General features: G+C 66.0%; 22 protein-coding genes. 12 read left to right on the top strand and 10 right to left on the bottom strand.

From position 1 onward, the window contains the following. Positions 1-32: 32 nt before the first annotated feature. From trpS to hslV, 3 genes are all read right to left on the bottom strand, one after another. The gene (gene trpS, locus WOC76_RS14165; RefSeq protein ID WP_341106006.1) at positions 33-1,067 is read right to left on the bottom strand and encodes a tryptophan--tRNA ligase; all 1,035 of its coding nucleotides are present in this window, start codon (positions 1,065-1,067) and stop codon (positions 33-35) included. 148 nt (positions 1,068-1,215) lie between these two features. Next, entirely contained in the window at positions 1,216-2,523 is a 1,308-nt protein-coding gene (gene hslU, locus WOC76_RS14160; RefSeq protein ID WP_341106008.1) for an ATP-dependent protease ATPase subunit HslU, read from the bottom strand. After that, positions 2,524-3,087, bottom strand: coding sequence for an ATP-dependent protease subunit HslV (hslV, locus tag WOC76_RS14155; RefSeq protein WP_341106010.1), 564 nt, complete (start codon positions 3,085-3,087; stop codon positions 2,524-2,526). 265 nt (positions 3,088-3,352) lie between these two features. Between hslV and hisB the strand changes: the two genes are divergently transcribed. The 7 genes from hisB (at position 3,353) to coaA (ending at position 8,028) form a co-directional block, all read left to right on the top strand. Continuing rightward, positions 3,353-3,949, top strand: a complete 597-nt coding sequence (gene hisB, locus WOC76_RS14150; RefSeq protein ID WP_341106012.1) for an imidazoleglycerol-phosphate dehydratase HisB — start codon at positions 3,353-3,355, stop codon at positions 3,947-3,949. Between the two features lie 42 nt (positions 3,950-3,991). Beyond that, positions 3,992-4,411 carry a DUF2628 domain-containing protein gene (locus tag WOC76_RS14145; protein WP_341106013.1) on the top strand — a complete coding sequence of 140 codons (420 nt, stop codon included), beginning with the start codon at positions 3,992-3,994 and terminating at the stop codon, positions 4,409-4,411. Beyond that, positions 4,408-5,058, top strand: a complete 651-nt coding sequence (gene hisH / locus WOC76_RS14140; RefSeq protein WP_341106014.1) for an imidazole glycerol phosphate synthase subunit HisH — start codon at positions 4,408-4,410, stop codon at positions 5,056-5,058. The genes WOC76_RS14145 and hisH overlap by 4 nt, the downstream gene beginning before the upstream one ends. Continuing rightward, positions 5,055-5,792 (top strand): 1-(5-phosphoribosyl)-5-[(5-phosphoribosylamino)methylideneamino]imidazole-4-carboxamide isomerase, encoded by a 738-nt coding sequence (gene hisA / locus WOC76_RS14135; RefSeq protein WP_341106017.1) that lies wholly within the window; start codon positions 5,055-5,057, stop codon positions 5,790-5,792. The genes hisH and hisA overlap by 4 nt, the downstream gene beginning before the upstream one ends. A gap of 103 nt (positions 5,793-5,895) precedes the next feature. After that, on the top strand, positions 5,896-6,669 hold the full coding sequence (gene hisF, locus WOC76_RS14130) for an imidazole glycerol phosphate synthase subunit HisF (protein ID WP_341106018.1): 774 nt from the start codon (positions 5,896-5,898) through the stop codon (positions 6,667-6,669). Between the two features lie 76 nt (positions 6,670-6,745). After that, positions 6,746-7,069, top strand: coding sequence for a phosphoribosyl-ATP diphosphatase (locus WOC76_RS14125; RefSeq protein ID WP_341106020.1), 324 nt, complete (start codon positions 6,746-6,748; stop codon positions 7,067-7,069). After that, positions 7,066-8,028 (top strand): type I pantothenate kinase, encoded by a 963-nt coding sequence (gene coaA / locus WOC76_RS14120; protein WP_341388739.1) that lies wholly within the window; start codon positions 7,066-7,068, stop codon positions 8,026-8,028. The genes WOC76_RS14125 and coaA overlap by 4 nt, the downstream gene beginning before the upstream one ends. A 78-nt stretch (positions 8,029-8,106) precedes the next feature. Here coaA and clpB read toward each other — a convergent pair whose 3' ends face one another. After that, positions 8,107-10,734 carry an ATP-dependent chaperone ClpB gene (gene clpB / locus WOC76_RS14115; protein ID WP_341106024.1) on the bottom strand — a complete coding sequence of 876 codons (2,628 nt, stop codon included), beginning with the start codon at positions 10,732-10,734 and terminating at the stop codon, positions 8,107-8,109. Positions 10,735-10,980: 246 nt separating this feature from the next. Here clpB and WOC76_RS14110 point away from each other — a divergent pair, with 246 nt between their 5' ends. Then, positions 10,981-11,736, top strand: coding sequence for an MOSC domain-containing protein (locus WOC76_RS14110; protein ID WP_341106026.1), 756 nt, complete (start codon positions 10,981-10,983; stop codon positions 11,734-11,736). A gap of 47 nt (positions 11,737-11,783) precedes the next feature. Here WOC76_RS14110 and WOC76_RS14105 read toward each other — a convergent pair whose 3' ends face one another. From WOC76_RS14105 to htpG, 3 genes are all read right to left on the bottom strand, one after another. Beyond that, positions 11,784-12,701 (bottom strand): DUF4167 domain-containing protein, encoded by a 918-nt coding sequence (locus tag WOC76_RS14105; RefSeq protein WP_341106028.1) that lies wholly within the window; start codon positions 12,699-12,701, stop codon positions 11,784-11,786. A 501-nt stretch (positions 12,702-13,202) separates the two neighbouring features. Then, positions 13,203-14,108, bottom strand: coding sequence for a peptide chain release factor N(5)-glutamine methyltransferase (gene prmC, locus WOC76_RS14100; RefSeq protein ID WP_341106029.1), 906 nt, complete (start codon positions 14,106-14,108; stop codon positions 13,203-13,205). 6 nt (positions 14,109-14,114) lie between these two features. Then, positions 14,115-16,013: a molecular chaperone HtpG gene (gene htpG, locus WOC76_RS14095; RefSeq protein ID WP_341106031.1), complete on the bottom strand. Its 1,899-nt coding sequence runs from the start codon at positions 16,011-16,013 to the stop codon at positions 14,115-14,117. A 449-nt stretch (positions 16,014-16,462) separates the two neighbouring features. On the opposite strand from htpG, the gene WOC76_RS14090 reads away from it, so the two are divergent. Continuing rightward, positions 16,463-16,879: a DUF2794 domain-containing protein gene (locus WOC76_RS14090; RefSeq protein ID WP_341106032.1), complete on the top strand. Its 417-nt coding sequence runs from the start codon at positions 16,463-16,465 to the stop codon at positions 16,877-16,879. A 57-nt stretch (positions 16,880-16,936) separates the two neighbouring features. Here WOC76_RS14090 and WOC76_RS14085 read toward each other — a convergent pair whose 3' ends face one another. After that, a complete protein-coding gene (locus WOC76_RS14085) occupies positions 16,937-17,707 on the bottom strand; it encodes a Bax inhibitor-1/YccA family protein (RefSeq protein WP_341108768.1) in 771 nt (256 codons plus the stop codon). Positions 17,708-18,219: 512 nt separating this feature from the next. Between WOC76_RS14085 and WOC76_RS14080 the strand changes: the two genes are divergently transcribed. Beyond that, positions 18,220-19,017: a hypothetical protein gene (locus tag WOC76_RS14080; RefSeq protein WP_341388736.1), complete on the top strand. Its 798-nt coding sequence runs from the start codon at positions 18,220-18,222 to the stop codon at positions 19,015-19,017. 63 nt (positions 19,018-19,080) lie between these two features. Here the strand turns inward: WOC76_RS14080 and WOC76_RS14075 are convergent, their stop codons facing one another. Then, a complete protein-coding gene (locus tag WOC76_RS14075) occupies positions 19,081-19,878 on the bottom strand; it encodes a lytic murein transglycosylase (RefSeq protein WP_341106039.1) in 798 nt (265 codons plus the stop codon). A gap of 176 nt (positions 19,879-20,054) precedes the next feature. On the opposite strand from WOC76_RS14075, the gene WOC76_RS14070 reads away from it, so the two are divergent. Further along, a complete protein-coding gene (locus tag WOC76_RS14070; protein ID WP_341106041.1) occupies positions 20,055-21,593 on the top strand; it encodes a YifB family Mg chelatase-like AAA ATPase in 1,539 nt (512 codons plus the stop codon). Between the two features lie 5 nt (positions 21,594-21,598). Beyond that, positions 21,599-23,329, top strand: coding sequence for an ATP-binding protein (locus WOC76_RS14065; protein ID WP_341431556.1), 1,731 nt, complete (start codon positions 21,599-21,601; stop codon positions 23,327-23,329). Here WOC76_RS14065 and WOC76_RS14060 read toward each other — a convergent pair. Further along, entirely contained in the window at positions 23,284-24,162 is an 879-nt protein-coding gene (locus WOC76_RS14060) for a pirin family protein (RefSeq protein WP_341106042.1), read from the bottom strand. The genes WOC76_RS14065 and WOC76_RS14060 overlap by 46 nt on opposite strands. Positions 24,163-24,267: the final 105 nt, after the last annotated feature.

The following is a 24,267-nucleotide window of genomic DNA, read 5'->3' as shown; positions in this document are numbered from 1 at the left end:
CTCCCTGAGTGGCGAGGGGGCTTCGTGGCCGTTTATCTCAGAAACCCGACGATATCCTTCACCGCGTTCATATTCTCGCGGGCGATGGCGCGGGCGCGTTCGGAGCCGTCGCGCAGCACCGTGTCGATATAGGTTTCGTCCTCGCGGATGCGGCGCATCTGCGCCGTGATGGGCGAGAGCTTCGCCACCGCGAGGTCGACGAGCGCGCTCTTGAAGGTCGAGAAATTGGCGCCGCCGAATTCCGCGAGCACGTCCGTCTTGGAGCGGCCGGAGAGCGCCGCGTAAATCCCAACCAGATTCTCCGCCTCGGGGCGCCCTTCGAGCCCTTTCTCCTCCGAGGGCAAAGGCTCGGGATCGGTCTTCGCCTTCTTTACCTTTTGCGCAATCTGATCGGCGTCGTCCGAGAGATTGATGCGCGAATATTCCGAGGCGTCGGACTTCGACATTTTCTTCGTGCCGTCGCGCAGGCTCATCACGCGCGTCGCGGGGCCGGAGATCAGCGGCTCGGGCAGGGGGAAGAAGGCGCCTCCGAAGCCATTGCGCTCGATCGACGGCCCGAAGTCATTGTTGAACTTTTGCGCAATGTCGCGCGCAAGCTCCAGATGCTGCTTCTGGTCGTCGCCGACCGGCACATGGGTGGCGCGATAGATCAGAATGTCGGCCGCCATCAGCACGGGATAGTCGAGGAGGCCGACGGAGGCGTTCTCGCGGTCCTTGCCGGCCTTGTCCTTGAACTGGGTCATGCGATTGAGCCAGCCGATGCGGGCGACGCAGTTCAGCACCCAGGCGAGTTCGGCGTGCTCGGGCACCTGGCTTTGATTGAAGACGATGTTCTTCTTGGGGTCGATCCCGCAGGCGAGGAAGGCCGCCGCGATTTCGCGCGTATTGTTGCGCAGTTCGATCGGGTCCTGCGGAACGGTGATCGCGTGCAGGTCGACGACGCAGTAAAGGCATTCGAAGCTTTTCTGCAGCTCCACGAACTTGACGATGGCGCCGAGATAGTTGCCGAGATGGAGGTTGCCGGTGGATTGCACGCCGGAGAAGACGCGCTGGGGGAAGCTGGACATGGGCTGCGCCGAAGGTTGAGGAACTTTGGCGGGTCTTATGGCAATGCCGGGGCGCTGGCGCAAGTGCGCGGCGCCGACCGGGCGGGTCGTGACTCCCGTCCCCGGCCGAGGGACGTCAGGCGCGGGGCTTTCGCCCCGCATCCTCGCATCACAAAATGAACCGGCTCAAATCCCGGTTCTTGGCCAGATCGCCGATGTGCTTCTCGACAAACTCCCCGTCGATCGCAATCTTCTCGCCGGCGCGGTCCGAGGCCGAGAAGCTGATGTCGTCGAGCACCCGCTCCATGACCGTTTGCAGGCGGCGGGCGCCGATGTTCTCGACCGAGGTGTTGACCGCGACGGCGACCTTGGCGATGGCGTCGATGGCGGAGGGCGAAAATTCCAGCGTCACCCCTTCCGTGCCCATGAGCGCCACATATTGCTTGGTCAGGCAGGCTTCCGTCTCGGTGAGGATGCGGCGGAAATCCTCCTCGTTGAGCGAGGCGAGCTCCACGCGGATCGGCAGGCGGCCCTGAAGTTCGGGAAGCAGGTCCGACGGCTTGGCGACATGGAAGGCGCCCGAGGCGATGAAGAGCACATGGTCGGTCTTGACCGGGCCGTGTTTCGTCGCGACGGTCGTGCCCTCGATCAGCGGCAGCAGGTCGCGCTGCACGCCCTCGCGCGAGACATCGGCGCCGCCGCGGCCCTCGCGGGCGCAGATCTTGTCCATTTCGTCGATGAACACGATGCCATTGTTCTCGACCTCGTGGATCGCTTCGCGGACGCTCGCCTCCTGGTCGATGAGCTTGTCGCTCTCTTCGGCGAGCAGCGGCCCGCGCGCCTCCTGCACCGTGAGCTTGCGCGGCTTGCCGCGCTGCATCGCCTTGCCGAAGAGATCGCCGAGCGAAAAGGCCGAGACGCTACCGCCGCCCGGCGTGTTCGGCAATTCGAACATCGGCATGCCGCCGCCGCTCTGCTGCAACTCGACTTCGATTTCCTTGTCGTCGATCTCGCCGTCGCGCAGCCTCTTGCGGAAAGTCTCGCGCGTCGCGGGCGAGGAGGCGGGGCCGACGAGCGCGTCGAGGATGCGTTCTTCGGTCGCCTTTTCGGCGCGCGCCTGCACTTCCTTGCGGCGGCGCTCCTTCACCATGACGATCGCGACCTCCATCAGGTCGCGCACGATCTGCTCCACGTCGCGGCCGACATAGCCGACTTCCGTGAATTTCGTCGCTTCGACCTTGAGAAAGGGCGCATTGGCGAGGCGGGCGAGGCGGCGCGCGATCTCTGTCTTGCCGCAACCCGTCGGGCCGATCATGAGAATGTTCTTGGGCATCACCTCTTCGCGCATCTGCCCTTGCAGTTGCAGGCGGCGCCAGCGATTGCGCAGGGCGATGGCGACGGCGCGCTTGGCGTCGCTCTGGCCCACGATATAGCGATCGAGCTCGGAGACGATCTCGCGCGGCGAGAAATCGGCCATTTAGATTTTCTCCACCACGATATTGTGATTTGTGTAGACGCAAATGTCGGCGGCGATGTTCATCGCGCGCCGCGCTATGGCCTCTGCGTCGGCCTCCGTGTCGATCAGCGCGCGGCCGGCGGCCAGCGCATAATTGCCGCCCGAGCCGATCGCCGCGACGGCGCCGCCCTCCGACGTCTCGGGCTCCAGCACATCGCCCGAGCCCGTGAGAACGAGCCCCACATTCCTGTCGGCGACCAGCATCATGGCCTCGAGCCGGCGCAGATAGCGGTCCATGCGCCAGTCCTTGGCGAGCTCCACGCAGGCGCGCATCAATTGGCCGGGATATTGTTCGAGCTTGGTCTCGAGCCGTTCGAAGAGGGTGAAGGCGTCGGCGGTCGCGCCGGCGAAGCCCGCGATCACGTCGCCCTTGCCGAGCCGGCGAACCTTGCGGGCGTTGCCTTTCATGATGGTCTGGCCGAGGCTCACCTGGCCATCGCCGGCGATGACCGTCTCGCCCTTTTTCTTCACCAATATGATCGTCGTCGCATGCATCGATCGCGACTTCTCTTGTTCGCTTTCCATTCCCGAGCCATCCCGCGCAACATGTTAGGCGCATGTAGGGGCTTCTCACGGCCCGAGCAAGGGCGCGGCCGCTCCCCATCGGCAAGAGGGTTAAGGCGCGGAGAGGTTTTTTTTAAAGGTAACGGACAAGCTTGTCGCGCCCGCCCGCGGGCCAGATGGATTCGGGCGTTCACGGGTGGCGGAAAGGCGATGAAATTGCTACAAGCTGGCCGCTCGCGGCCGGCGGCTCTTTCGGCGGCGGCTTTCCGGAAGGGCCTATTCTCAGATGCGCAGCGCCACCATCGAGCGCAAAACCAAGGAAACGACGATTACCGTCGCCGTCGATCTCGACGGCGCGGGCAAATCCGACATTTCGACGGGAATCGGCTTTTTCGACCATATGCTCGACCAGATCGCCCGCCATGCGCCGCTCGATCTGACGGTGCTCGCCAAGGGCGACCTGCATATCGACGGCCATCATACCGTCGAGGACGTGGGCCTGGCGCTGGGGCAGGCGGTGGACCGCGCTCTCGGCGACCGCAAGGGAATCGCCCGCTATGGGGACGCCCATGTTCCACTCGACGAGGCGCTGACCCGCGTGGTGGTGGATGTCTCCGGGCGGCCCTTTCTCGTCTATGACGTTGCCTTTCCGGCCGAGCGCATCGGCGCTTTCGACACGGAGCTGATGCGGGAGTTCTTCCAGGCTTTCGCCGTGCAGGCCCGCATCGGGCTCCACATCGACAGCCTGAAGGGCGTCAACAGCCACCATATTGCCGAAAGCGCCTTCAAGGGTTTCGCCCGCGCCTTCGGCAAGGCGGTGGCGATGGATCCGCGGCGGACGCAGGGCGAGGCGCCTTCCACCAAGGGCACGCTGACCGCCTGAGCGGCGGCCGGCGACAGGTCCCTTGAGGAGGAGGGAGGGCCAATGACTTCTTTTACCGTTCATGTCCCGCCGGAGCGGCCGGGCGAGGGGCTGGCCCCGGAGAAGATCGTTTTCCTGCGCGACGGCTTCTCGACATCGGCCTTCGTCTTCGGGCCCTTCTGGTTTCTGTGGAAGCGCGCCTGGCTGCCGGCCTTCCTGTGGGCGGGGCTGCTCGCGCTCGTCGCCGGGGCGGGGGCGCTCGCGCGCATTCCCGCCGACGCCATGAGCCTCGCGGGCCTCGCCGTCTCGCTGTTTCTCGGATTCGAAGCCGGCCGCATCCTCGCATGGTCCCTGGCGCGGCGCGGCTATGTCGAAAGCGACGTCGTGATCGGGGAGAATGAGGAGGAGGCCGAGGCGGTCTATTTCGAGCGGCTGCGGGCGCGCGGCGCGCAACCCGCCCCCGCCGTGGAGACAGGCGCGTGACGACGGCGATCATCGATTATGGCTCGGGCAATCTGCATTCCGCGCAGAAAGCCTTCGAACGCGCGGCGCGCGAGTCGGGCGCTTCCTGCGCCATCAGCGTGACGAACGACCCCGAGACGGTTCGGAGGGCGGCGCGCGTAGTGCTGCCGGGCGTCGGCGCCTTCGCCGATTGCCGCCAGGGGCTTCTCGCGCTCCCCGGCCTCTATGACGCCGTTCACGAAGCGGTGATCGCGCGCGGCGCGCCTTTCCTGGGCATTTGCGTCGGCATGCAGCTCATGGCGGCGCGCGGCCTCGAACATGGCGAGACGCCCGGCCTCGACTGGGTCGGCGGCGACGTCGTCGCCATCGAGCCCGGCGATCCGTCGCTCAAGATTCCGCACATGGGCTGGAACACGCTCGCGCTGACCCGCGCGCATCCGGTCTTTTCCGGCATACCGACGGGCGAGACGGGGCTGCACGCCTATTTTGTCCATTCCTATCATCTGACGCCGGCCGACCCGCGGCATGTGCTCGCGACGACGGATTACGGCGTCCCGCTCACCGCCGCCGTCGCGCGCGACAATCTCGTCGGCGTCCAGTTCCATCCCGAAAAGAGCCAGAGGCTCGGCCTCGCGCTCATCGCCAATTTCCTGAGGTGGCGCCCGTGATTCTGTTTCCGGCAATCGATCTGAAGGAGGGCCAGTGCGTCCGCCTCGCGCAGGGCGACATGGATCGCGCCACCGTCTTCAACGACGATCCGGCCGAGCAGGCGCGGGCCTTCGAGGCGCAGGGCTTCGAATATCTGCATGTCGTCGATCTCGACGGCGCCTTCGCGGGCGCGCCGCGCAACGCCGCAGCCGTCGAGGCGATCCTCTCCGCGCTGACGATTCCGGTCCAGCTCGGCGGCGGCATTCGCGACATGCGCACGCTCGCGGGCTGGCTCGACAAGGGCGTGACGCGCATCATTATCGGCACGGCGGCGGTGAAGGACCCCTCCTTCGTGCGCGAGGCGGCGCGGGTCTATCCGGGCCGCGTGGCGGTCGGCATCGACGCCAAGGACGGCATGGTCGCGGTCGAAGGCTGGGCGCGCACGACGCGCATGTCGGCGCTCGACCTTGCAAGAAGCTTCGAGGACGCGGGCGTCTCCGCCATCATCTACACCGACATTGCGCGCGACGGCATTCTAACGGGCCTCAACATCGAGCAGACGCTGGCGCTCGCCAATGCGCTGACGATTCCGGTGATCGCCTCGGGCGGCCTCGCCTCGCTCGCCGATATCGAGCGCCTCTTGCAGCCCGATTGCGCCCGGCTCGCCGGCGCCATCACCGGCCGCGCGCTCTATGACGGGCGTCTCGATCCGGCAGAGGCGCTGGCGCTGATCAGGCAGGCGAGGGCGTCATGACGCTCGACGCCCGTCGATGCTGCTCGCGAGTCCATATCTCCCCGCAAGGGGGAGGTATGGCGGCCCGTGACGCAGGGTCGAACTCTCTCGCTGGGGGCCTGACATGCTGAAAGCCCGCGTCATTCCCTGCCTCGACGTGAAGGAAGGCCGCGTCGTCAAAGGCGTCAATTTCGTCGATCTGCGCGACGCCGGCGATCCGGTCGAATGCGCCATCGCCTATGACGCCGCCGGCGCGGACGAGCTCTGCTTTCTCGACATCACCGCGAGCCACGAAAACCGCGGCATTCTTCTCGATGTCGTGCAGCGCACGGCGGAAGCCTGTTTCATGCCCCTGACGGTCGGCGGCGGCGTGCGCACGCTCGACGACATTCGCAAGCTGCTGCTCGCGGGCGCGGACAAGGCGTCGATCAACACCGCCGCCGTCGCGAACCGCCAGTTCGTGCGCGAGGCGGCGGAAAAGTTCGGGTCGCAATGCATCGTCGTCGCCATCGACGCCAAGCAGGTCGGCCCGGAAAGATGGGAAATCTTCACCCACGGCGGGCGCCGCCCCACGGGCATAGACGCCGTCGATTTTGCGCGCGAGGTGACGGCGCTCGGCGCGGGCGAAATTCTCCTGACCTCCATGGATCGCGACGGCGCCAAGATCGGCTTCGACATCGCCCTGACCCGCGCCGTGGCCGACGCGGTTTCCGTTCCCGTCATCGCCTCGGGAGGCGTCGGCAATCTGGATCATCTGGTCGCCGGGATTCGTGAAGGCCATGCGACGGCGGTGCTCGCCGCCTCGATCTTCCACTTCGGCGAGTATACGATCCCTCAGGCCAAGCGGCACATGGCCGCGGCGGGCCTGCCGATGCGGCTCGACGGTTTGGAGGCGTGACAATGAGCGAGGCTTTCGCGGCAGCCTTCCTTCTATCGGGAACAGCGGCGGCAATGACGGGGCGGGAGAACCGGCGATGAGCTTCACCCTCGACGATCTCGCAGCGCTCATCAGATCGCGCCGCGCCGACGACGCCTCGACCTCCTACACCAAGAGCCTTTTCGACGCCGGTCCGCCGCGCATCGCCAAGAAGTTCGGGGAAGAAGCGGTGGAGGCGGTCATCGCCGCCATGGAGGGCGACCGCAAGGCGCTGACGAGCGAAGCCGCCGACGTGCTTTATCATCTTCTCGTGCTGCTCGAGGCGCGCGACATTCCGCTCGGCGACGTGCTCGCGGAGCTGGGGCGGCGGACGGCGCAGTCGGGCCTTGCCGAAAAAGCGTCGCGCGGAGCCGGAAAGTGACTCCGCCCAGCGCGCTCGAAAATGACGGGGCGATCTCGCCCTATCGCCATTTTTTGCGCGCCGAATGGGCGTCGCTTCGCGCCGATACGCCGCTGACGCTGACCCTCGACGACCTCACCCGGCTGAAATCGGTCGGCGATCCGATCTCTCTCGAGGAGGTCATCGAGATTTACCTGCCGCTGTCGCGTCTGCTTGCGCTCTATGTCGCGGCGACCCAGGGGCTCTTCAAGGCGACGCAGCGGTTTCTCGGCGCCGAGGACGGCAAGGTTCCCTATATCATCGGCGTCGCCGGCTCGGTCGCCGTGGGAAAATCAACGACCGCGCGAATCCTGCGGGCGCTGCTCTCCCGCTGGCCGAATACGCCGAAGGTCGAACTGATCACGACAGACGGTTTTCTCCTGCCCAACGCCCTGCTCGAGCGCGAAGGGCTGATGGAGAAAAAGGGCTTTCCGGAAAGCTACGACAACAAGACGCTGCTGCGCTTCCTCTCCGCTGTGAAGGCCGGCCAGCGCCATGTCTGCGCGCCGGTCTATTCGCATCTCGTCTATGACGTGGTGCCGGGCGAGACGACCTGCGTCGATGGTCCCGACATTCTCATCGTCGAAGGCGTCAATGTGCTGGCGGCGCGCACCTCCCGGCAGGCGAAGGAAATTCCCTTCGTCTCGGACTTCTTCGATTTCTCTGTCTATCTGGACGCGGGCGAGGATCTGCTGGAGCGCTGGTATGTGGATCGCTTCCTGAGCCTGCGTGAAACCGCGTTCCGTGATCCGCGCTCCTACTTTCGCAAATACGCCGATCTTTCCGACGAGGAGACGGTGCGCGTCGCAAAAGACATCTGGACGCGCATCAATCTCGAAAACCTGCGCCAGAACATCGCCCCCACGCGCCCGCGCGCGAGCCTCATCCTGACGAAAGGCGCCGATCACAAGATCGAGGAAGTCGCGCTGCGGAAGTTGTGACGCGCTGGTTGGGCGCGCATCCCTCCCCGAAAGGGGGAGGGATGCGAGCGGATAGGTTCGGCGGTCACGAGAAAACGCTTACGCGCTTCCCACCGTCCGCAATACCGGCCGCGCCGGGCCATGCGTCGGCGTGCCGTCGATGGTCAGCGACGGACCGTCGGCGGAGATCTCCACCGTCGCGCCGTCGACGATCTCGCCGGCGAGCAGCCGCTCGGCCAAAGCGTCCTGCAACTCCTTCTGGATGACGCGCTTCAGGGGACGCGCGCCATAGGCCGGGTCGTAGCCCTTGTTCGCGAGCCACTCGCGCGCCTTGGCGTCGAGATGCAGCGTGATCTTGCGATCCTCCAGCAATTTCTGAAGCCGCTTGACCTGGATGTCGACGATCGCGCCCATGTCCTCGCGCCGCAGGCGATGGAACAGGATGATTTCATCCACGCGGTTCAGGAACTCCGGCCGGAAGTGCGCGCGCACCACCTGCATCACTTCGTCGTGCACGGCGGACGAGTCCTCGCCCTCGTTCTGCATCACCAGGAATTCCGAGCCGAGATTCGACGTCATGATAATGAGCGTGTTCTTGAAGTCGACCGTGCGGCCCTGGCCGTCCGTCAGACGCCCGTCGTCGAGCACCTGCAACAGCACGTTGAACACGTCCGGATGCGCCTTCTCGATCTCGTCGAAGAGCACGACCTGATAGGGCCGGCGACGAACGGCTTCGGTCAGCGCGCCGCCTTCCTCATAGCCGACATAGCCGGGCGGCGCGCCGATCAGACGGGCGACCGAGTGCTTCTCCATATATTCCGACATGTCGAGCCGGACCATCGCCGTCTCGTCGTCGAAGAGGAAGCTTGCGAGCGCCTTGGTCAGCTCCGTCTTGCCGACGCCCGTGGGGCCGAGGAAGATGAAGCTGCCGATCGGCCGGTTCGGGTCCTGCAGGCCGGCGCGGGCGCGGCGCACGGCGGTCGAGACCGCCTCCACCGCCTCGCGCTGCCCGACGACGCGCTTGGCGAGCTCCTCCTCCATGTGGAGAAGTTTCTCACGCTCGCCTTCGAGCATCTTGTCGACCGGGACGCCGGTCCAGCGCGACACCACCTGCGCAATGTCGTTCGCCGTCACGGCCTCCTCGATCAGCGCGCCCTTCGCCTCGGCGCCCTCCGTGTCGGCGAGCTTCTTTTCGAGGTCGGGGATCAGGCCATAGGCGAGCTCGCCCGCGCGCTGATATTCGCCGCGACGCTGGGCCTGGGCGAGTTCGTTGCGCGCCGCCTCGAGCTGTTCCTTCAGCTTCTGGGCGCTGCCGAGCTTGTCCTTCTCGGCCTTCCAGCGCGCGGTCAGCGCGGCCGACTTCTCTTCGAGATCGGCGAGCTCGCCTTCGAGCTTGGCGAGCCGGTCCTTTGACGCCGCGTCGGTCTCCTTCTTCAGCGCCTCCTGCTCGATCTTGAGCTGGATGATGCGGCGGTCGAGTTCGTCGAGCTCCTCGGGCTTGGAGTCGATCTGCATGCGCAGACGCGACGAAGCTTCGTCGACGAGGTCGATCGCCTTGTCGGGCAGGAAGCGGTCGGCGATGTAGCGGTTCGACAGGGTCGCCGCGGCGACGATCGCCGAGTCGGTGATGCGCACGCCGTGGTGCAGCTCGTATTTTTCCTTGAGACCGCGCAGAATTGAGATCGTGTCCTCGACCGTCGGCTCGTCGACGAAGACCGGCTGGAAACGACGCGCGAGCGCCGCGTCCTTCTCGACGTGCTTGCGATATTCGTCGAGCGTGGTCGCGCCGACGCAATGCAGCTCGCCGCGCGCCAGCGCGGGCTTCAGCAGATTGGACGCGTCCATCGCGCCATCCGCCTTGCCGGCCCCGACCAGCGTGTGCATCTCGTCGATGAAAAGGATGATCTTGCCTTCCGCCGCGGTGATTTCGTTGAGCACCGCCTTGAGGCGCTCCTCGAATTCGCCGCGATATTTCGCGCCGGCGATCAGCGCGCCCATGTCGAGCGCGAGGAGCTTCTTGTCTTCGAGCGATTCGGGAACGTCGCCATTGACGATGCGCAGCGCCAGCCCCTCGACGATCGCCGTCTTGCCGACGCCGGGCTCGCCGATCAGCACGGGATTATTCTTCGTGCGGCGCGACAGCACCTGCACCGTGCGGCGAATTTCTTCGTCACGGCCGATCACCGGATCGAGCTTGCCCTCGCGGGCCGCCTCGGTGAGATCGCGGGCGTATTTCTTGAGGGCGTCATACTGGTTTTCGGCCGACGCCGTGTCGGCGGTGCGGCCCTTGCGCAAATCCTCGATCGCCGCGTTGAGTGTCTGCGGCGTCACGCCGGCGTCGCGCAGGATCTTCGCGGCCTCGCTGTCCTTCTCCAAGGCCAGCGCCAGCAGCAGGCGCTCGACGGTGACGTAGGAATCGCCAGCCTTTTGCGCAATCTGCTCGGCGTTGGCGAAGAGCCGCGCCGTCGCGGGCGCGAGATAAAGCTGCCCCGCGCCGGAGCCGGCGACCTTGGGAAGCTTGGCGAGCGCGGCTTCGGTCTTGGCCAGCGCCTCACGCGAATTGCCGCCCGCGCGGTCGATGAGACCGGCGGAAAGTCCCTGCTCGTCATCGAGCAGAACCTTCAGAACATGCTCGGGCGTGAACTGCTGATGCCCCTCGCGGGTGGCGAGAGACTGCGCGCTCTGCACGAATCCGCGCGCGCGTTCGGTGTATTTTTCGAAATTCATCTTGTTCCCTCTCGACCTCGAGGCGAGCCCTCACAGCAGCGCGCCTCTGTCTTGGATCGTTGGCCCCTTTCGGCGGCCATCGGGTCCGATATGGGGAGGGTTTACGGGGGTTAAAGAGGGGCAGACGCGAAAGCTCAGCTGGAGCGGCCCGCCGCGACAAAGGGGCGCGGCTTCGGGGAAGGCGTGCTTGACAAAGGCGGCCTTCTACCGGTCATCAGGCCCATCCGCCGCCAGCCCGGAGCCGCCATGCGCCTCGCCCGTCTCTATCGCTATCCGGTCAAGGGCCTCTCGCCCGAGCCGCTTTCCTTCGCCGATCTTTCCGCCGGCGGCTATTTCCCGTGCGATCGGCTTTTCGCCCTGGAGCACGGCCCCTCGGGCTTCGATCCCGCAGCCCCGACGCACCAGCCCAAGATCAAATTTCTCATGCTCATGAAACAGGGTGCGCTGGCGGGGCTCGCGACCCGCTATGACGAAGCCTCGGGAGTCCTGACCATTACGCGGGACGGACGTGAGGCCGTGCGGGGCGATGTCCGGCGCCCGGAGGGCCGTGCGGCCATCGAAGCGTTTCTGGTCGACTATCTGGGGGAAGAAATTCGGGGTCCCGTCAGGCTCCTCGAGGCGCCCGCCGGCTTTCGCTTCACCGATTCGGCGTCTGGATTCGTTTCCTTGATCAATCTCGCGAGCGTCGCCGCCGTCGAGGCGGCGCAGGAGGCGCCCGTCGATCCGCTGCGCTTTCGCGGCAATCTGTATATCGAGGGGGTGGAGCCCTGGGCGGAGGCGCAGTGGCCCGGCCGCAGTCTGAAGATCGGCGGCGTCACGCTCGCCGTGCTGAAGATGACCGATCGCTGCGCGGCGACCGGCGTCGAGCCGGGGACGGGTCGGCGCGACATGGATCTCGTCCAGACGATGCGCAAGAGCTTCGGCCACATCGATTGCGGCGTTTACGCCCGGATCGAGAGCAGCGGCCGCATCGCCCAAGGCGACGCGCTCACGCTGCTGTGAATTCGAAAGAGCCGCCTCGAGGGGCGGCTCTTATCATCGGATTTCTATCAGAAGCGGTCCGGCTCGAAAGGAACCTCGGTTGCTTGCGGCGCTTCCTCGCGGACCTCGCCGGCGGCTTCTTCTACCGCCGCGCGCGGGCGGCGGCGGCGGCGGGAGCTCAGGTGGAAATTCACGCCGCCTTCGTGCTCACGGGGCTGCCCGCGCTCGGCGGGCGCGAAGCCGACTTCGACCGTCTCCGTCTCGCCGGGCCCTGCCGGGTTGCGCGCCGGAGGCGCGGTGATGAAGGAGGGCAGCGTCGGCGCCGGTTCGTCGGAAGGCTCCGGCCGTTGAAAACGCCGCTCGCGAAAGCCGCGGCGCGGTTGCTGGTCGCCCTCGGATCCGCGCTCGCGGAAAGGCGGACGGTCCGGCCGCGGCGGGCGTTCGCCACGCTCCATCCGCTCGGGGCGCTCCATACGTTCAGGTCGCTCCATGCGCTCAGGGCGCTCGGCGCGCATCTCGCCCATTGGCCGCTCCTCGAAGGGCTGCGGCTGCGGCTGGGGCTGGGGCTGCGCGAAATGCGGCTGGGGCTGCGGCTGATTATACGGCTGCGCCTGATAGACCGGCTGCGGGAGGCGCTCTGAGAGCGGCGCGAAGCGGTCGGGCAGGGCGGCGAAATCATCGTCCTCGTCGACGTCGATCTCCGCTTCCATGGGCGGGCGGCCATAGCCATTGGCTTGTTGCTGGACCTGCTGGGCCGCAGCGATCAGCCGGAAATAGTGCTCGGCGTGCTGAAGCAGGCTTTCCGCCATGATCGTGTCGCCCGAGGACTGGGCGTCGCGCGCTAGCTGGAGATATTTCTCGGCGATATGTTGCGCCGTGCCGCGAATCTTAACGTCGGGACCATTCGACTCATAAGAACGGGTCAGCGGGTTCGGGCCCTTGCGGCCGCTGCGCCCCCGCATGCGCTTGTTCTGTCCTGGTCTCATCCACTCCCCCGAAAGCTTCGCGCGCTGCGGCGCAAATAACGCTATGACCGCGTCCGCGACGCGCCGTTCCTTCCCGCCGAAGGATAATCATCCGGCCTGCGGCTCAAGCGGCGCGCGCGGACGGATCGCCTACAAGGGCGCCTGGCCGCGCCCGTTTGATCTGCCGTCTTTCGCTGCGCGCATTGGGGCGACGTCGTGGCCGCATCGCCATCGTTCGATCGTTCCAATGCGAGCCGGCGGATTTCATCTGCCGCGCATCTTCAAGGAATGCGCGTGGCGACTCTGGCCGTCGCCCCAATCCACCGGGATCATGCAGCTTACACGCCAGCCCTTGCCGGCCTTGCCGGGGTGTCCGCTTGCGAGGCGGCCCCGCGAATAATCGAGATCCTCATCTCGAATGTCGGTCAGCTGTATTTGCAAAGACTATAGTGGCTTGACCCCCCTGCGCCAAGTGCGGCGGCGCGTCGACGCGGAGAAAAACCGACCGGTGTAGCGAATATGTCACGACCTTGGCCGCACCGGTCGAGCGGCCACGACGCGATCGCGCCCGGCGGCGTCGCGCGCGATACGCTCAACGATGAACCCATGGGCGCCAAGCAGCGCCGCGACGCTCGCCGCCTGGTCGAAGCCGACCTCGAAGGCTGCAAGGCCGCCCGGCGCCAGCAGGCGGCCCAAATCGGCGATGATGTCGCGATAGCAGACGAGCCCATCGGCGCCGCCATCGAGCGCGAGCGCCGGGTCGTGGAGACTCACCTCCGGATCGAGCGCGACGAGGTCGCCTGCCCGCACATAAGGCGGATTTGAAACGACGACGTCGAAAGGCCCTTTCAGCGACGCGCCCCACCGCCCGCGCACGACTTGAGCGCGCCCACTGAGGCCGCAGCGGCGGAGGTTTTCGCGTGTGGCGGCGCAGGCGTCCGGCGAGAGATCGACGGCGAGACCGCGCGCCAGCGGCAATTCGCTCAGCAGGGCGCAGAGGATTGCGCCCGAGCCTGAGCCGAGATCGACAATCGAGAGCGGCGCGTTTCGATCTCCGACCAGCGCAAGCGTCGTCTCGACAAGAGTCTCCGTGTCCGCCCGCGGATCGAGCACATTGGGCATGACGGCGAGATCGAGCGTCCAGAATCCGCGCGCGCCGAGGATGCGCGACACCGGCTCTCGCGCCGCGCGCCGCGCCGCGAAAGCTGATAGCCGGAGCGCCTGTTCCTCCGTCAGGAGCGCATCGGGCGCCATGGCGAGCTCGAGCCGCGTCAGCCCGGCCGCGGCGCGCAGGAGCAGGCGCGCGTCGTCCCGCGCCTGCTCCGGCTCGACGCCGCTGTCGACGAGACAGGCGACGACGCGCGCCACGGCTTCGCCGCGCGAGGGCGCCTGTGACGCCGCCGGAGAGGACGCAAGGTCGCCGCGCACTGTCCCTTACGCGTTTCTGGCGATGAGGGCGCTCAGCCGACGCGCGAAGGCCGCGGGGTCGACGGGCGAGTCGCCATCGGCGATACGCGCCTGATCGAGCAGAAGATGCATAGCATCCGCAGCGCCGTCGCGACCGCTGCCGCGCAAGACGGCGGCAATCGAGACGATGGCCGGATGCTTGGCGTTGATCTCGAGAATGGGCTTGCCGAGCAACCCCTTCTGTCCGCTCTCGGCGAGAAGGCGCGCCAGCTGCCGGTCGAGGCCCTTTTCGGAGGCGACGAGACAGGCGGCGCTCTCGGTGAGGCGCGTCGAGACGCGCACATCCTCCACCTCTTCGCCGAGCGTGTCCTTGAGGGCCGCGACCAGCTCGCCGACGTTCTCAGCTTCGGGCGGGGCTTCTTTGGCCGCGTCTTCGACGAGCGGAACGAGGTCGATGTCGGCCTGTCCCTGGGTCACCGACTTGAAGGGCTTGCCCTCGAAGCCGAGCGCGCTCGTGACCCAGAAGGCGTCCACCGCATCGTCGAGCAGCAGCACTTCCACGCCTCTCGCCCGGAACCCCTCGAGCTGCGGACTCGTCGCGAGCCGTTTCGCATCGTCGCCGGTGATGTAATAGATCGCCGTCTGATTCTCGCGCAGATCGGCGACATAGTCCTTGAGCGTGCGGGTCTTGCCTTCGGACGTCGTCGAGGCGAATCGGGCGATCGCGAAGATGCCGTCGCGGCGGCTCGGATCTTCGTGCAGGCCCTCCTTGATGACGGCGCCGAAATTCTCCCAGACCGTGGCGAATTTCTCAGGCTCGTTCTCGGCGAGCTTGCCGAGCTCCTGCAAAAGCCGGGTCGCAACCGCCTTGCCGATCGCGGCGAGGACAGGGCTCTTTTGCGCCATCTCGCGCGAGACGTTGAGCGGAAGGTCGGCGCTGTCCACCACGAGCCGCACGAAACGCAGCCACGCCGGCAGCAGTTCGACGTCACGCGAGATCAGCACGCGGCGCACATAGAGCTTGGACTTGCTCTTGCGGCTCGGCTCGAAGAGATCGAAGGGGCGCGCGCCCGGGACGAAAGCAAGGACCGTATATTCGGTGCGTCCCTCCGCGCGCCAATGCGCGACCAGCGCCGGCTCGTCGAAGGCCCCCGACAGTTGCCGGTAGAAGTCCGTATATTGCTCGGGCGTAATCTCGGATTTGGGCTTGGTCCACAGCGCCACGCCGTCGGCGATGCGTCGGGGCTCCTTGCCCGGCTCCTCGATGAGGTCGATCGGCGTCGAGACCGCGCCGGAATGCTCGCGCACGATGTTCTCGATTCGCCAGGGCTCGAGGAACTCGTCGCTCTCGGCGTTGAGATGCAGCGTGACGCGGGCGCCGACCTGCGGCGCGTCCGCGAGCGCGAGCGGCGCGATCGAATAGGTTCCCTTGCCCTGGGACGACCAGAGCCAGGCCTCGCTCTCGCCGGCCCGGCGGGTGGCCACCTCGACGAGGTCCGCCACCATGAAGACGGAATAGAAGCCGACGCCGAATCGCCCGATCAGCGACGAGCCCTCGGCGGCAGTTTCCTTGCCGAGTTTTTCGAGAAAGGCGCGGGTGCCGGAGTTGGCGATGGCGCCCAGCGCGCTGATGAGCTCCTCGCGCGACATGCCGACGCCATTGTCCGCGACAATGATCTGGCGCTTCGCCTTGTCCAGCGTGACGGTGATCAGCGGCGCGCCCGCTTCAGCCGCGAGCTTCTCGTCGGAAAGCGACTCGTAGCGCAGCTTTTCGCAGGCGTCGGCCGCGTTCGAGATCAGCTCGCGCAAAAATACCTCGCGCTCCGAATAGACGGAGTGCGTCATCAATTCGAGGAGCTGCGCGACATCCGCTTCAAAGCCATACTGGGCGGCTTGCGGCGCTTCGGTAGCAGCGTCGTTCGTCATGGGGTCTCCAAAATCGCGAATCGGCTCCGTGCGAGAGCCCTCTGGCAAGAACACGAACGCGGCCGCCTCGGGCCGCGCAATTTCAAATTCGTCATTCGGGGCGGAAATACAAGGCGTCGGCCCGAAAAGACAGGGTCGGCGCGGGATTGCTCCCGGCCGACCCGTCCATCGCCACGACGTTTGATGACTTGCGGCCGCACGATCCCGGGGGGCTGGGGGGCTGACGAAAACCGGAAAAGCGCGTCCAAGCCTGTCGCGGCAATGAGAGGAGATATTGTCCAAGTGGTTTGACATGCAAGGGGCTCAATGCAGGCGGAATTGTGAAATTTCTTTTTTACGGATAAGCTTAAGATGATGGTTTGTCGCCCTTGCGACAGTGTTGCGACAAGAGGGCTTGCCCTGAGGTCGTCATCGCGCAAACATGACAGAAGACAGCGGGAGAAGTTCGCATGGCGGAGTCGGAGACGACGGAGCCGAGCCGTTCTCGCCCAGCCTTGGTTGTCGTGGCTGGGTCCGGCCACGCGGGGCGGGGCGATCAATCGGGACCATCGGCTCGGGCGCCCGCCCAGGTGTGTTTCGACCGACGCGAGTTGAACCTGCTCTTCAATCTTTACGGCGCGAAGGTCGCGGCCGGCGAGTGGCGGGACTACGCGCTGGACTTCACCCCCGCCAAAGCCGTCTTTTCCATTTTCCGCCGTTCGAGCGAGGCGCCGCTCTACCGGATCGAGAAAAATCCAGAGCTTGCCCGCAAGCAGGGAGCCTATGCCGTCATCGCGGCCTCCGGCCTGGTGATGCGCCGGGGACACGATCTATCCCGCGTGTTGCGCGCGCTCGACCGCGGCCTGCGACTGGTCGGCGCGGAATAGCCAATAAAAAAGCCCCGCGCTTGGGCGGGGCTTTCGGTTTCGTCTGACGTCACTCCGTCAGTCGTTGCGCTGGCCGAAGAGGAACAGCAGCGACTGGAACATGTTGATGAAGTCGAGGTAGAGCGACAACGCGCCGAAGACGCTCTTCTTCTGGGCCACCTCGTAGCCGTCGCCCTCGTAATACATGTCCTTGATGTTCTGCGTATCCCAGGCGGTGAGGCCCGAGAAGATCAGAACGGACAGGATCGAAAGGGCAAACTGAAGGCCGCTCGACTGGAGGAACAGATTGACCAGTCCCGCGATGACGAGACCCCAGACGCCCATCACCAGGAAGGAGCCGAAGGCCGACAGATCGCGCTTCGTCATGTAGCCGTAGATGCTCAAACCGCCGAAGGCCGCCGCCGTGATGAAGAACACGCGGGCGACGGATGCGCCGGTGAAGACCAGCAGCAGCGAGGACATGGACAGGCCCATGACCGCGGAAAAGGCCAGAAACAGGTTCCTCGCCGTGGCGGCCGACATGACGTTGGCGCGCGCGCCCATGATGAAGACGAAGGCGAGCGGCGACAGAATCACGACCCAGCGCAGCGGCGTCGTGAAGAGCATCTGGCCGAAGGGCGACAGCGCCACCAGCTTGCCGCCGACGAACTGCGGGTTCGCCAGCATGAACGTGCCGAGGGCGACGAGGCCCGTCACGGCGAGGCCAAGCGTCATGTAATTATAGACGCCGAGCATATAAGCCCGCAGGCCCTCGTCGATCTCGGCCGTGGTCGACCGGGCGACCCCGCGGCCGTAGCCGAAGCTCGAGTTGCGGTCGTAGTGAGACATAGCGATCCTCTCGATCTCCGAGGCCCAACGGGCGTGCGGATTTTCGCCCTCGCCCGTGGCCTCAACCATTATGGCTTCCAGCAATATGGCTTGGCCCGAATTGGGTGGCAAGGCGGGTGCGGATGAACTCTTGTTAAGGTGGCGCCTTGCTTAACGGCTGGAGTGGCCGGCCCTCGGGCGAATTTGCGCCGCGTTTCGAAAGGCCGCGTCATATCGCTGAGTTCGCACGTGCGAAGGGCCGCTCGCTTGCTCCCGAGACGCTCTGCGGCCCGGCCGGGTCATATGGCGCGCGCCGTCCCATGGGCCGAGGTCAGGGCCCGAGATCCCGACTGCGCGGCATGTTGCAAAGCCGCATAGACGACCGATTGTCGCACCCTTGCTGTACGGGTGGAATACGCTAACATCGAGGAAATGGCGTCGCCCGGTCTCGCCAGGGCGGGGAATTGCGCGGCGCGTGAACCTTTAATCCTGAGAGTCGCGTGTCTTTGTCACACGAAGGCCAGGAGGAGAACATGAGTGGCGACGCTTCCAGTTCGTTTCACATCTACATGAGGCCGTTTGCGCGCCTGGCAATCGCCGCGGCGCTCGCCGCCGCGGCAGGCTTCTCGGCCGCTCCCGCGCAGGCGCATGGGAGGCTCGGGGCCGCCGAGGGGCGTTGCCGTCTGTTCATCGGCCCGGATATCATGCACTTCACCGGCTATCTGCCGGAAGCGTCGAAGAACGAGTTCTGCGAGGACATCCCCTCGACCGGCCCCATGATCATGGTGCTCGACGCGGAGCAGGACGAGCTTCGCGACATGAAGATCGAGCTGCGAATCATCAAGGATGTCGGCGGCGAGGATAGGGAGAACGATAATCTCGACGCGGTGACGGTGGCCTACCAGCCGCCCAAGGTCTATCCGACCGGCACCGTGAATTTCGAGCACACCTTCAACGAGGGCGGCTATTTCGTCGGAATCGTGACTGTCACCGGCGATCATGGCGAGCGCTGGGTGTCGCGCTTCCCCTTCTCTGTCGACCGCACCTTCATGCGTGACCTGCCGGTCTATCTGACGCTCGGCCTCGGCGTCGTCGCGGCCTTCGCAATCTATCTCATCCATCGTCGCCGCAATCCGCCCCCGCAGATTTCTACCGCTGCCGCAGCCTTTAGGCCGCCGGAACGGACTTTCGACCTGCCGGAGGAAACGGATGCGGCGGGTGGCGCGCCGGAGGGGCAAGGATCGTCGGGCGAGGCGAAAAATGAACCGGCCGCGGACAAGCGCGACGACGATCACGACGACTCGGACAATTACAAAACTGCGGCGGAGTAGGCGGGCGCTCTCTCCGCGTCCCCATGAATTTGGAGGCGGCCGGCGCGGCCGCCTCTTTATCTTTTACTCATCGCCGCCGTCGATCTGGCGCCCGATAATGGCGATGGCGCGCTGATAGACAGAAGCCGCGTTCCAAGCCTGAATCGCGCCAAAATTGGGTTCGCCCGGTTGATACCCGGCGCCAGCGCGCCAGCCATGGGCGTGCAGGAAATTCGCCGTCGCCATCAGCGCGGCCGCCGCATTGTCGAGATTGCCGCCCCCGCCATAATTCAGAATGTTTTTCGGCAGGAACTGCGTCTGGCCGATTTCACCGTGCATGGAGCCTCTCGCGCTGGGCGAGAGCGTTCCGTTGTCGATCAACTTGAGCGCGGCGTAGAGCTGGTCTGTAAAATAGTCGGAACGGCGGCAATCATAGGCGAGAGTGGCGACTGCCGAGAGCGCGTGCTGATTCCCGTGCACCGCGCCGAAGCCGGTCTCCATGCCCCAAATGGCGATGAGCGGTCCAGGCGGCACGCCGTAACGCTGCTGAATGGAGGCGAAGAGCGCCGCCTGCGAGCGTTTGAGCTGCCGGCCCCGCGCGACAATGATTGACGCGCCGCGCTTCGCCATGAACTGGTCGAGCGATAGGCGGAAACTTTTCTGACCCCGATCGGCGGAAATGGTGGCCGCATTGTAATGCGTGTTCATCAGCGCGGCGATGCCGGCCTGACCCACGCGCTCCTGCGCCTCTTCCGCGAAATTCTGCTTCCAGTTCTCGAAGCCGCCCGGCCCGTTGCCGCATTGGGCGGCCCCTGCAGGAACCGCGCCCGTCAGGCCCGCTGCAAAAGTGAGCGCCGCCGCGCTCAGGCAAATCTTCCTCATCGGGCCTCCTCCTCGGGCTCGGCGGGCCGAGCCGCGCCAATCTCGCGAGCCTATCTAATTTTGTCTTCGCGGCAACCGTTTGGCGTCGGGTCTTTCATGTTCGCATATTGTTCTTGCGAGAGCGGGCGAGGCCCGTTATTGTCAAGTTACAGGTTTGATTTTGGGAGCGTCGCGGGATGGCGGTCAGGGTGGCGACGGTCGCTTTCGAGGGCGTCGAGGCGCGGCCCGTCGACGTGCAGGTTCAGATTTCTCCAGGCACGGTCGTTTTCAATGTCGTGGGACTCGGCGACAAGGCGGTCGCCGAGTCGCGCGAGCGCGTGAGGGCCGCGCTCATCGCGTCGGGCCTGGCGCTGCCCGCCAAGCGCATCACCGTCAATCTGGCGCCTGCGGACATGCCTAAGGAGGGCAGTCACTACGATCTGCCCATTGCGCTCGGCGTCATGGCTGCGATCGGCGCGATTCCCTCTGATTCGCTGGAAGGCTTCGTCGTTCTCGGCGAGCTTGCGCTCGACGGCGCGCTCACCCCCGTCGCGGGCGTGTTGCCTGCCGCCGTGGCGGCGAATGCGCGGGGGCAGGGACTTATCTGTCCGAAAGAATGTGGTCCGGAGGCGGCCTGGGCCTCGCGAGACATGGACGTCCTCGCCCCGCGCTCGCTCATCCAACTCGTCAACCACATCAAGGGCGCCCAAGCCCTGGCGCGCCCGGAGCCCGCCATTCGAGCCCGAGCCGTCGAAATGCCCGACCTCGTCGACATCAAGGGCCAGGAGAGCGCCAAGCGCGCTTTGGAGATTGCGGCTGCTGGCGGACATAATCTCTTGATGAGCGGCCCGCCGGGGGCGGGCAAATCCATGCTGGCGGCGCGGCTTCCCTCGATCCTGCCGCCACTCACGCCCCGCGAGCTGCTGGAAGTCTCCATGATCCATTCGGTTGCGGGGCAGATCGCGGGCGGCGAACTGACGGACCGTCGGCCGTTCCGCGCGCCGCACCATTCGGCGTCCATGGCGGCGCTCGTCGGCGGCGGGACCCACGCCCGGCCCGGCGAAATTTCGCTCGCGCATCACGGCGTTCTGTTCCTCGACGAATTGCCCGAGTTCCAGCCGCAAGTTCTCGACAGCTTGCGCCAGCCGCTCGAGACAGGGGAAGTGGCCATCTCGCGCGTCAATCATCGGGCCGTCTATCCCGCCCGCTTCCAGCTCGTCGCGGCGATGAATCCCTGCCGATGCGGTCATGCGCGCGATCCCGGCCACGCCTGCCGCCGACAGCCGAACGAACGCTGCGTCGCGCAGTATCAGGCGCGCCTCTCCGGTCCGCTCCTCGACCGCTTCGATCTTCAGATCGAAGTGCCGGCCGTTACCGCCGCCGACCTTGTTCTTCCTCCTCCCGCCGAGGGATCGCGCGAGGTGGCCGGCCGTGTCGCCGACGCGCGCGCAATCCAGCGCGACCGCTATGAGGCGCTGGGCCTTTCGGGCGTCACGGCCAACGCGGCCGCGCCGGCGGCGGTCATTGAGCGCGCCGCCATGCTCGACGCGCCAGGCACGGCGCTCATTCGAGAAGCCTCCGAGCGTTTCGCGCTCAGTGCGCGCGGCTTCCATCGAGTTCTGAAACTGGCGCGCACAATCGCCGATCTCGACGGCGCCAAGGAGGTGTCGCGCCCCCACCTCGCCGAGGCGCTCGCCTATCGCGCCGGCCTCTCGGCGGGACGCATCGCAGCGTGACCACGATGGACGCCGTCCCCCTCCTGTCCCTGGGAGCCGCGCTGGCGGTCGCATTGCTCATCCTCTCTCGCGCGCAGAAGCAGGTCGCGGCTCTCCGGCGGGATGTCGCTGAAATGCGCGCCACGGCCGCGGCCCGCGAAAAGACGGAAGCGGCGACTCGGGCCAGGTCACGCTTTCTCGCTGTCGTGAGCCATGAAATTCGCACGCCGCTCAACGGCGTCATGGGGCTTGCGCAGCTCTTGGGGACGACCCGGCTGGACCCGGAGCAATCGAGCTATATTGCGGCGATCTGCGACTCATGCCGCGCCCTGGGCCAGCTCATCGACGACATCCTCGATTTTTCGAAAATCGAGGCCGACAAGCTGGAATTGCGCTGCGAGAGCTTTGCTCCCGCGGCTTTGGTCGAGAGCGTCATCGAATTGCTCGCGCCGCGCGCGCAGGCGAAGGGGCTCGAAATCGCATGTTTCGTGGCGCCCGATTGCCCGCGCGAGATCCTGGGCGACGCGGCGAGGCTGAGGCAAGTTCTGATCAATCTGGTGGGCAACGCAGTGAATTTCACCGAGCGCGGCGGCGTCGGCCTGCGGCTCTGGCGCGAGGGAGAAACCCTTCGCATCGACGTGCGCGATACGGGCGCCGGTGTGCCGGAGCAAGCGCGGGAAGCCATCTTCGAGGATTTCACGCAGGTTGACGCCTCGGCGACGCGCCGGCAGGGGGGAACGGGCCTCGGGCTCGCCATCTCGCGGCGGCTGGTGCGGCTCATGGGCGGCGCGCTTGTCCTTGCGCAGACTTCCGCCGAGGGATCGACCTTCTCTCTCGCCTTGCCGGCGACGCTCTCCCATGTTCAGAGGCCGGCGTCGCGCCCCCTCGATGGGCGGCGCGTGATGATCGTGGGGGAGAGTGTGATGGAGGCGCCCTATCTCGCTCAGACCCTCGAGGCGGCGGGGGCCTCGGTCGTCGTTGCGCCGGCCAGGGATGCGCCGGCGCGCCTATCAGATGAAGAAGCTTTCGACACCGTCATCCTCGACTGCGCGCTCGGCGCGGAACCGGTCGCAAATCTGGCAAGCCGGGCAAGGTCCGCGCAAGCAGGACGGCTGTTTCTCCTTTTCTCGCCGCTGGAGCGGCGTGCTTTCGGCGAAACGGCCCTGCGCGATTTTGACGGCTGGCTGGTGAAGCCCGTCCGCAGCGCCTCGCTCGTGGCGTTGCTGGCGCGCGCGCCTCTCGACGCCCATGCGTCCTCATTCGCCGCCAGGCCTGTTCCTGCTCTGGAGGATATCGACGTCCTGGTCGCGGAGGATAATGACATCAACGCGCTGATCCTGATGCGTTGGTTCGGCAAGCTCGGCGCGCGAGTCGCGCGCGCCCATAATGGCGCGCAAGCTCTCGACATGGCCGGCCGCGCGAGGGAATGCGGCGCGGCTTACGATTTGATCGTCATGGATCTGTTCATGCCCGAGATGGACGGCCGAGAGGCCGTGCGCCGCATTCGGGACGGCGAGTTCCGAGCCGGCGCGCGCCGGACGCCGGTTATCATGCTCACAGCGAGCGGTGGAGAAGGAGATTTGCGCGAAGCGAGCGACGCGGGAATCGACGCCTTTCTCAGAAAGCCTGTGGAACTCGCCGTCTTGTCGGCGACGATCGAGTCGTTGCCGCTCGTTCGGCGCCTGCACGGCTGCGACGCGCATGCCGTCGGTCATGCACCGGTTGGCTTTATCGTTCCGAACTCGCCCGAACGATAATCCTCGACCGCCTGCCGAAGTTCTTCCTTCGTATTCATCACAAAGGGGCCTTGCTGCTCAACAGCTTCGTCGATCGGCTCGCCGCTGAGCAGGAGCGCCTTGCAATCCGCCTGCGCCGAAAGGATGATATCGCCTCCGTAGCGTTCGAAGACGACCGTCTCGCCCGAGCGCGCGTGGCCTTCGCCGTTGATGACGACCGGACCATCGAAGACGGCGAGGACGAGATTGTGTCCTTCTGGCAGGGAGAAGGCGGCTGTCTTTCCCTCATCGAGTCGTACGTCCCAGATATTGATTGGCGTCGACGTTTGCGCCGGTCCTCTGGCGCCTTCAAACTCTCCGGCGATCACGCGCAGCAGCCCGCTGTCGTTGCGCAAATCGATGCGGGGGATATCTGCGTCGAGAAGAGTCTGGTAGCGGGGCGCGACCATTTTCAACCGGGCCGGCAGATTGACCCACAGCTGCGCGATTTCCAGGCGCCCGCCCTGACGCGAAAAAACCTCCGAGTGATATTCCTCGTGGAGGACGCCAGAGCCCGCCGTCATCCACTGCACATCGCCTGGACCGATGAGGCCGCCAGCGCCGGTGGAATCGCGATGCGCCAGCTCTCCGTCGAAGACGATGGTCACGGTTTCGAAACCGCGGTGCGGGTGCTGGCCGACGCCTCTGCGGTGATCCGAGGGCGGGAAATCCATAGGCCCGGCGTAATCCAGGAGAAGGAAAGGGCTGACGCGCTCGCCATGTTCCGCATGCGAGAACAGCTGGCGCACGGGGAAGCCATCCCCAACCCAGCGCATCGTTTCCGGCGGTGGATAAACGCCAATGATTTTTCTCATGTCGGACAATTCCTCCTGGGTTCTATTTCGGTTCCCTCAGGCGCGAAATCAAACGCTGCGTCTGCGTCCGACGCCGGCGAGCCTTGACGGCGGGCGCAGGAACAC

Origin of the sequence: Methylocystis sp. IM3 (assembly GCF_038070105.1) — a bacterium.
Lineage (GTDB): Bacteria > Pseudomonadota > Alphaproteobacteria > Rhizobiales > Beijerinckiaceae > Methylocystis.
This window is presented reverse-complemented; position numbering and strand designations above follow the sequence as displayed.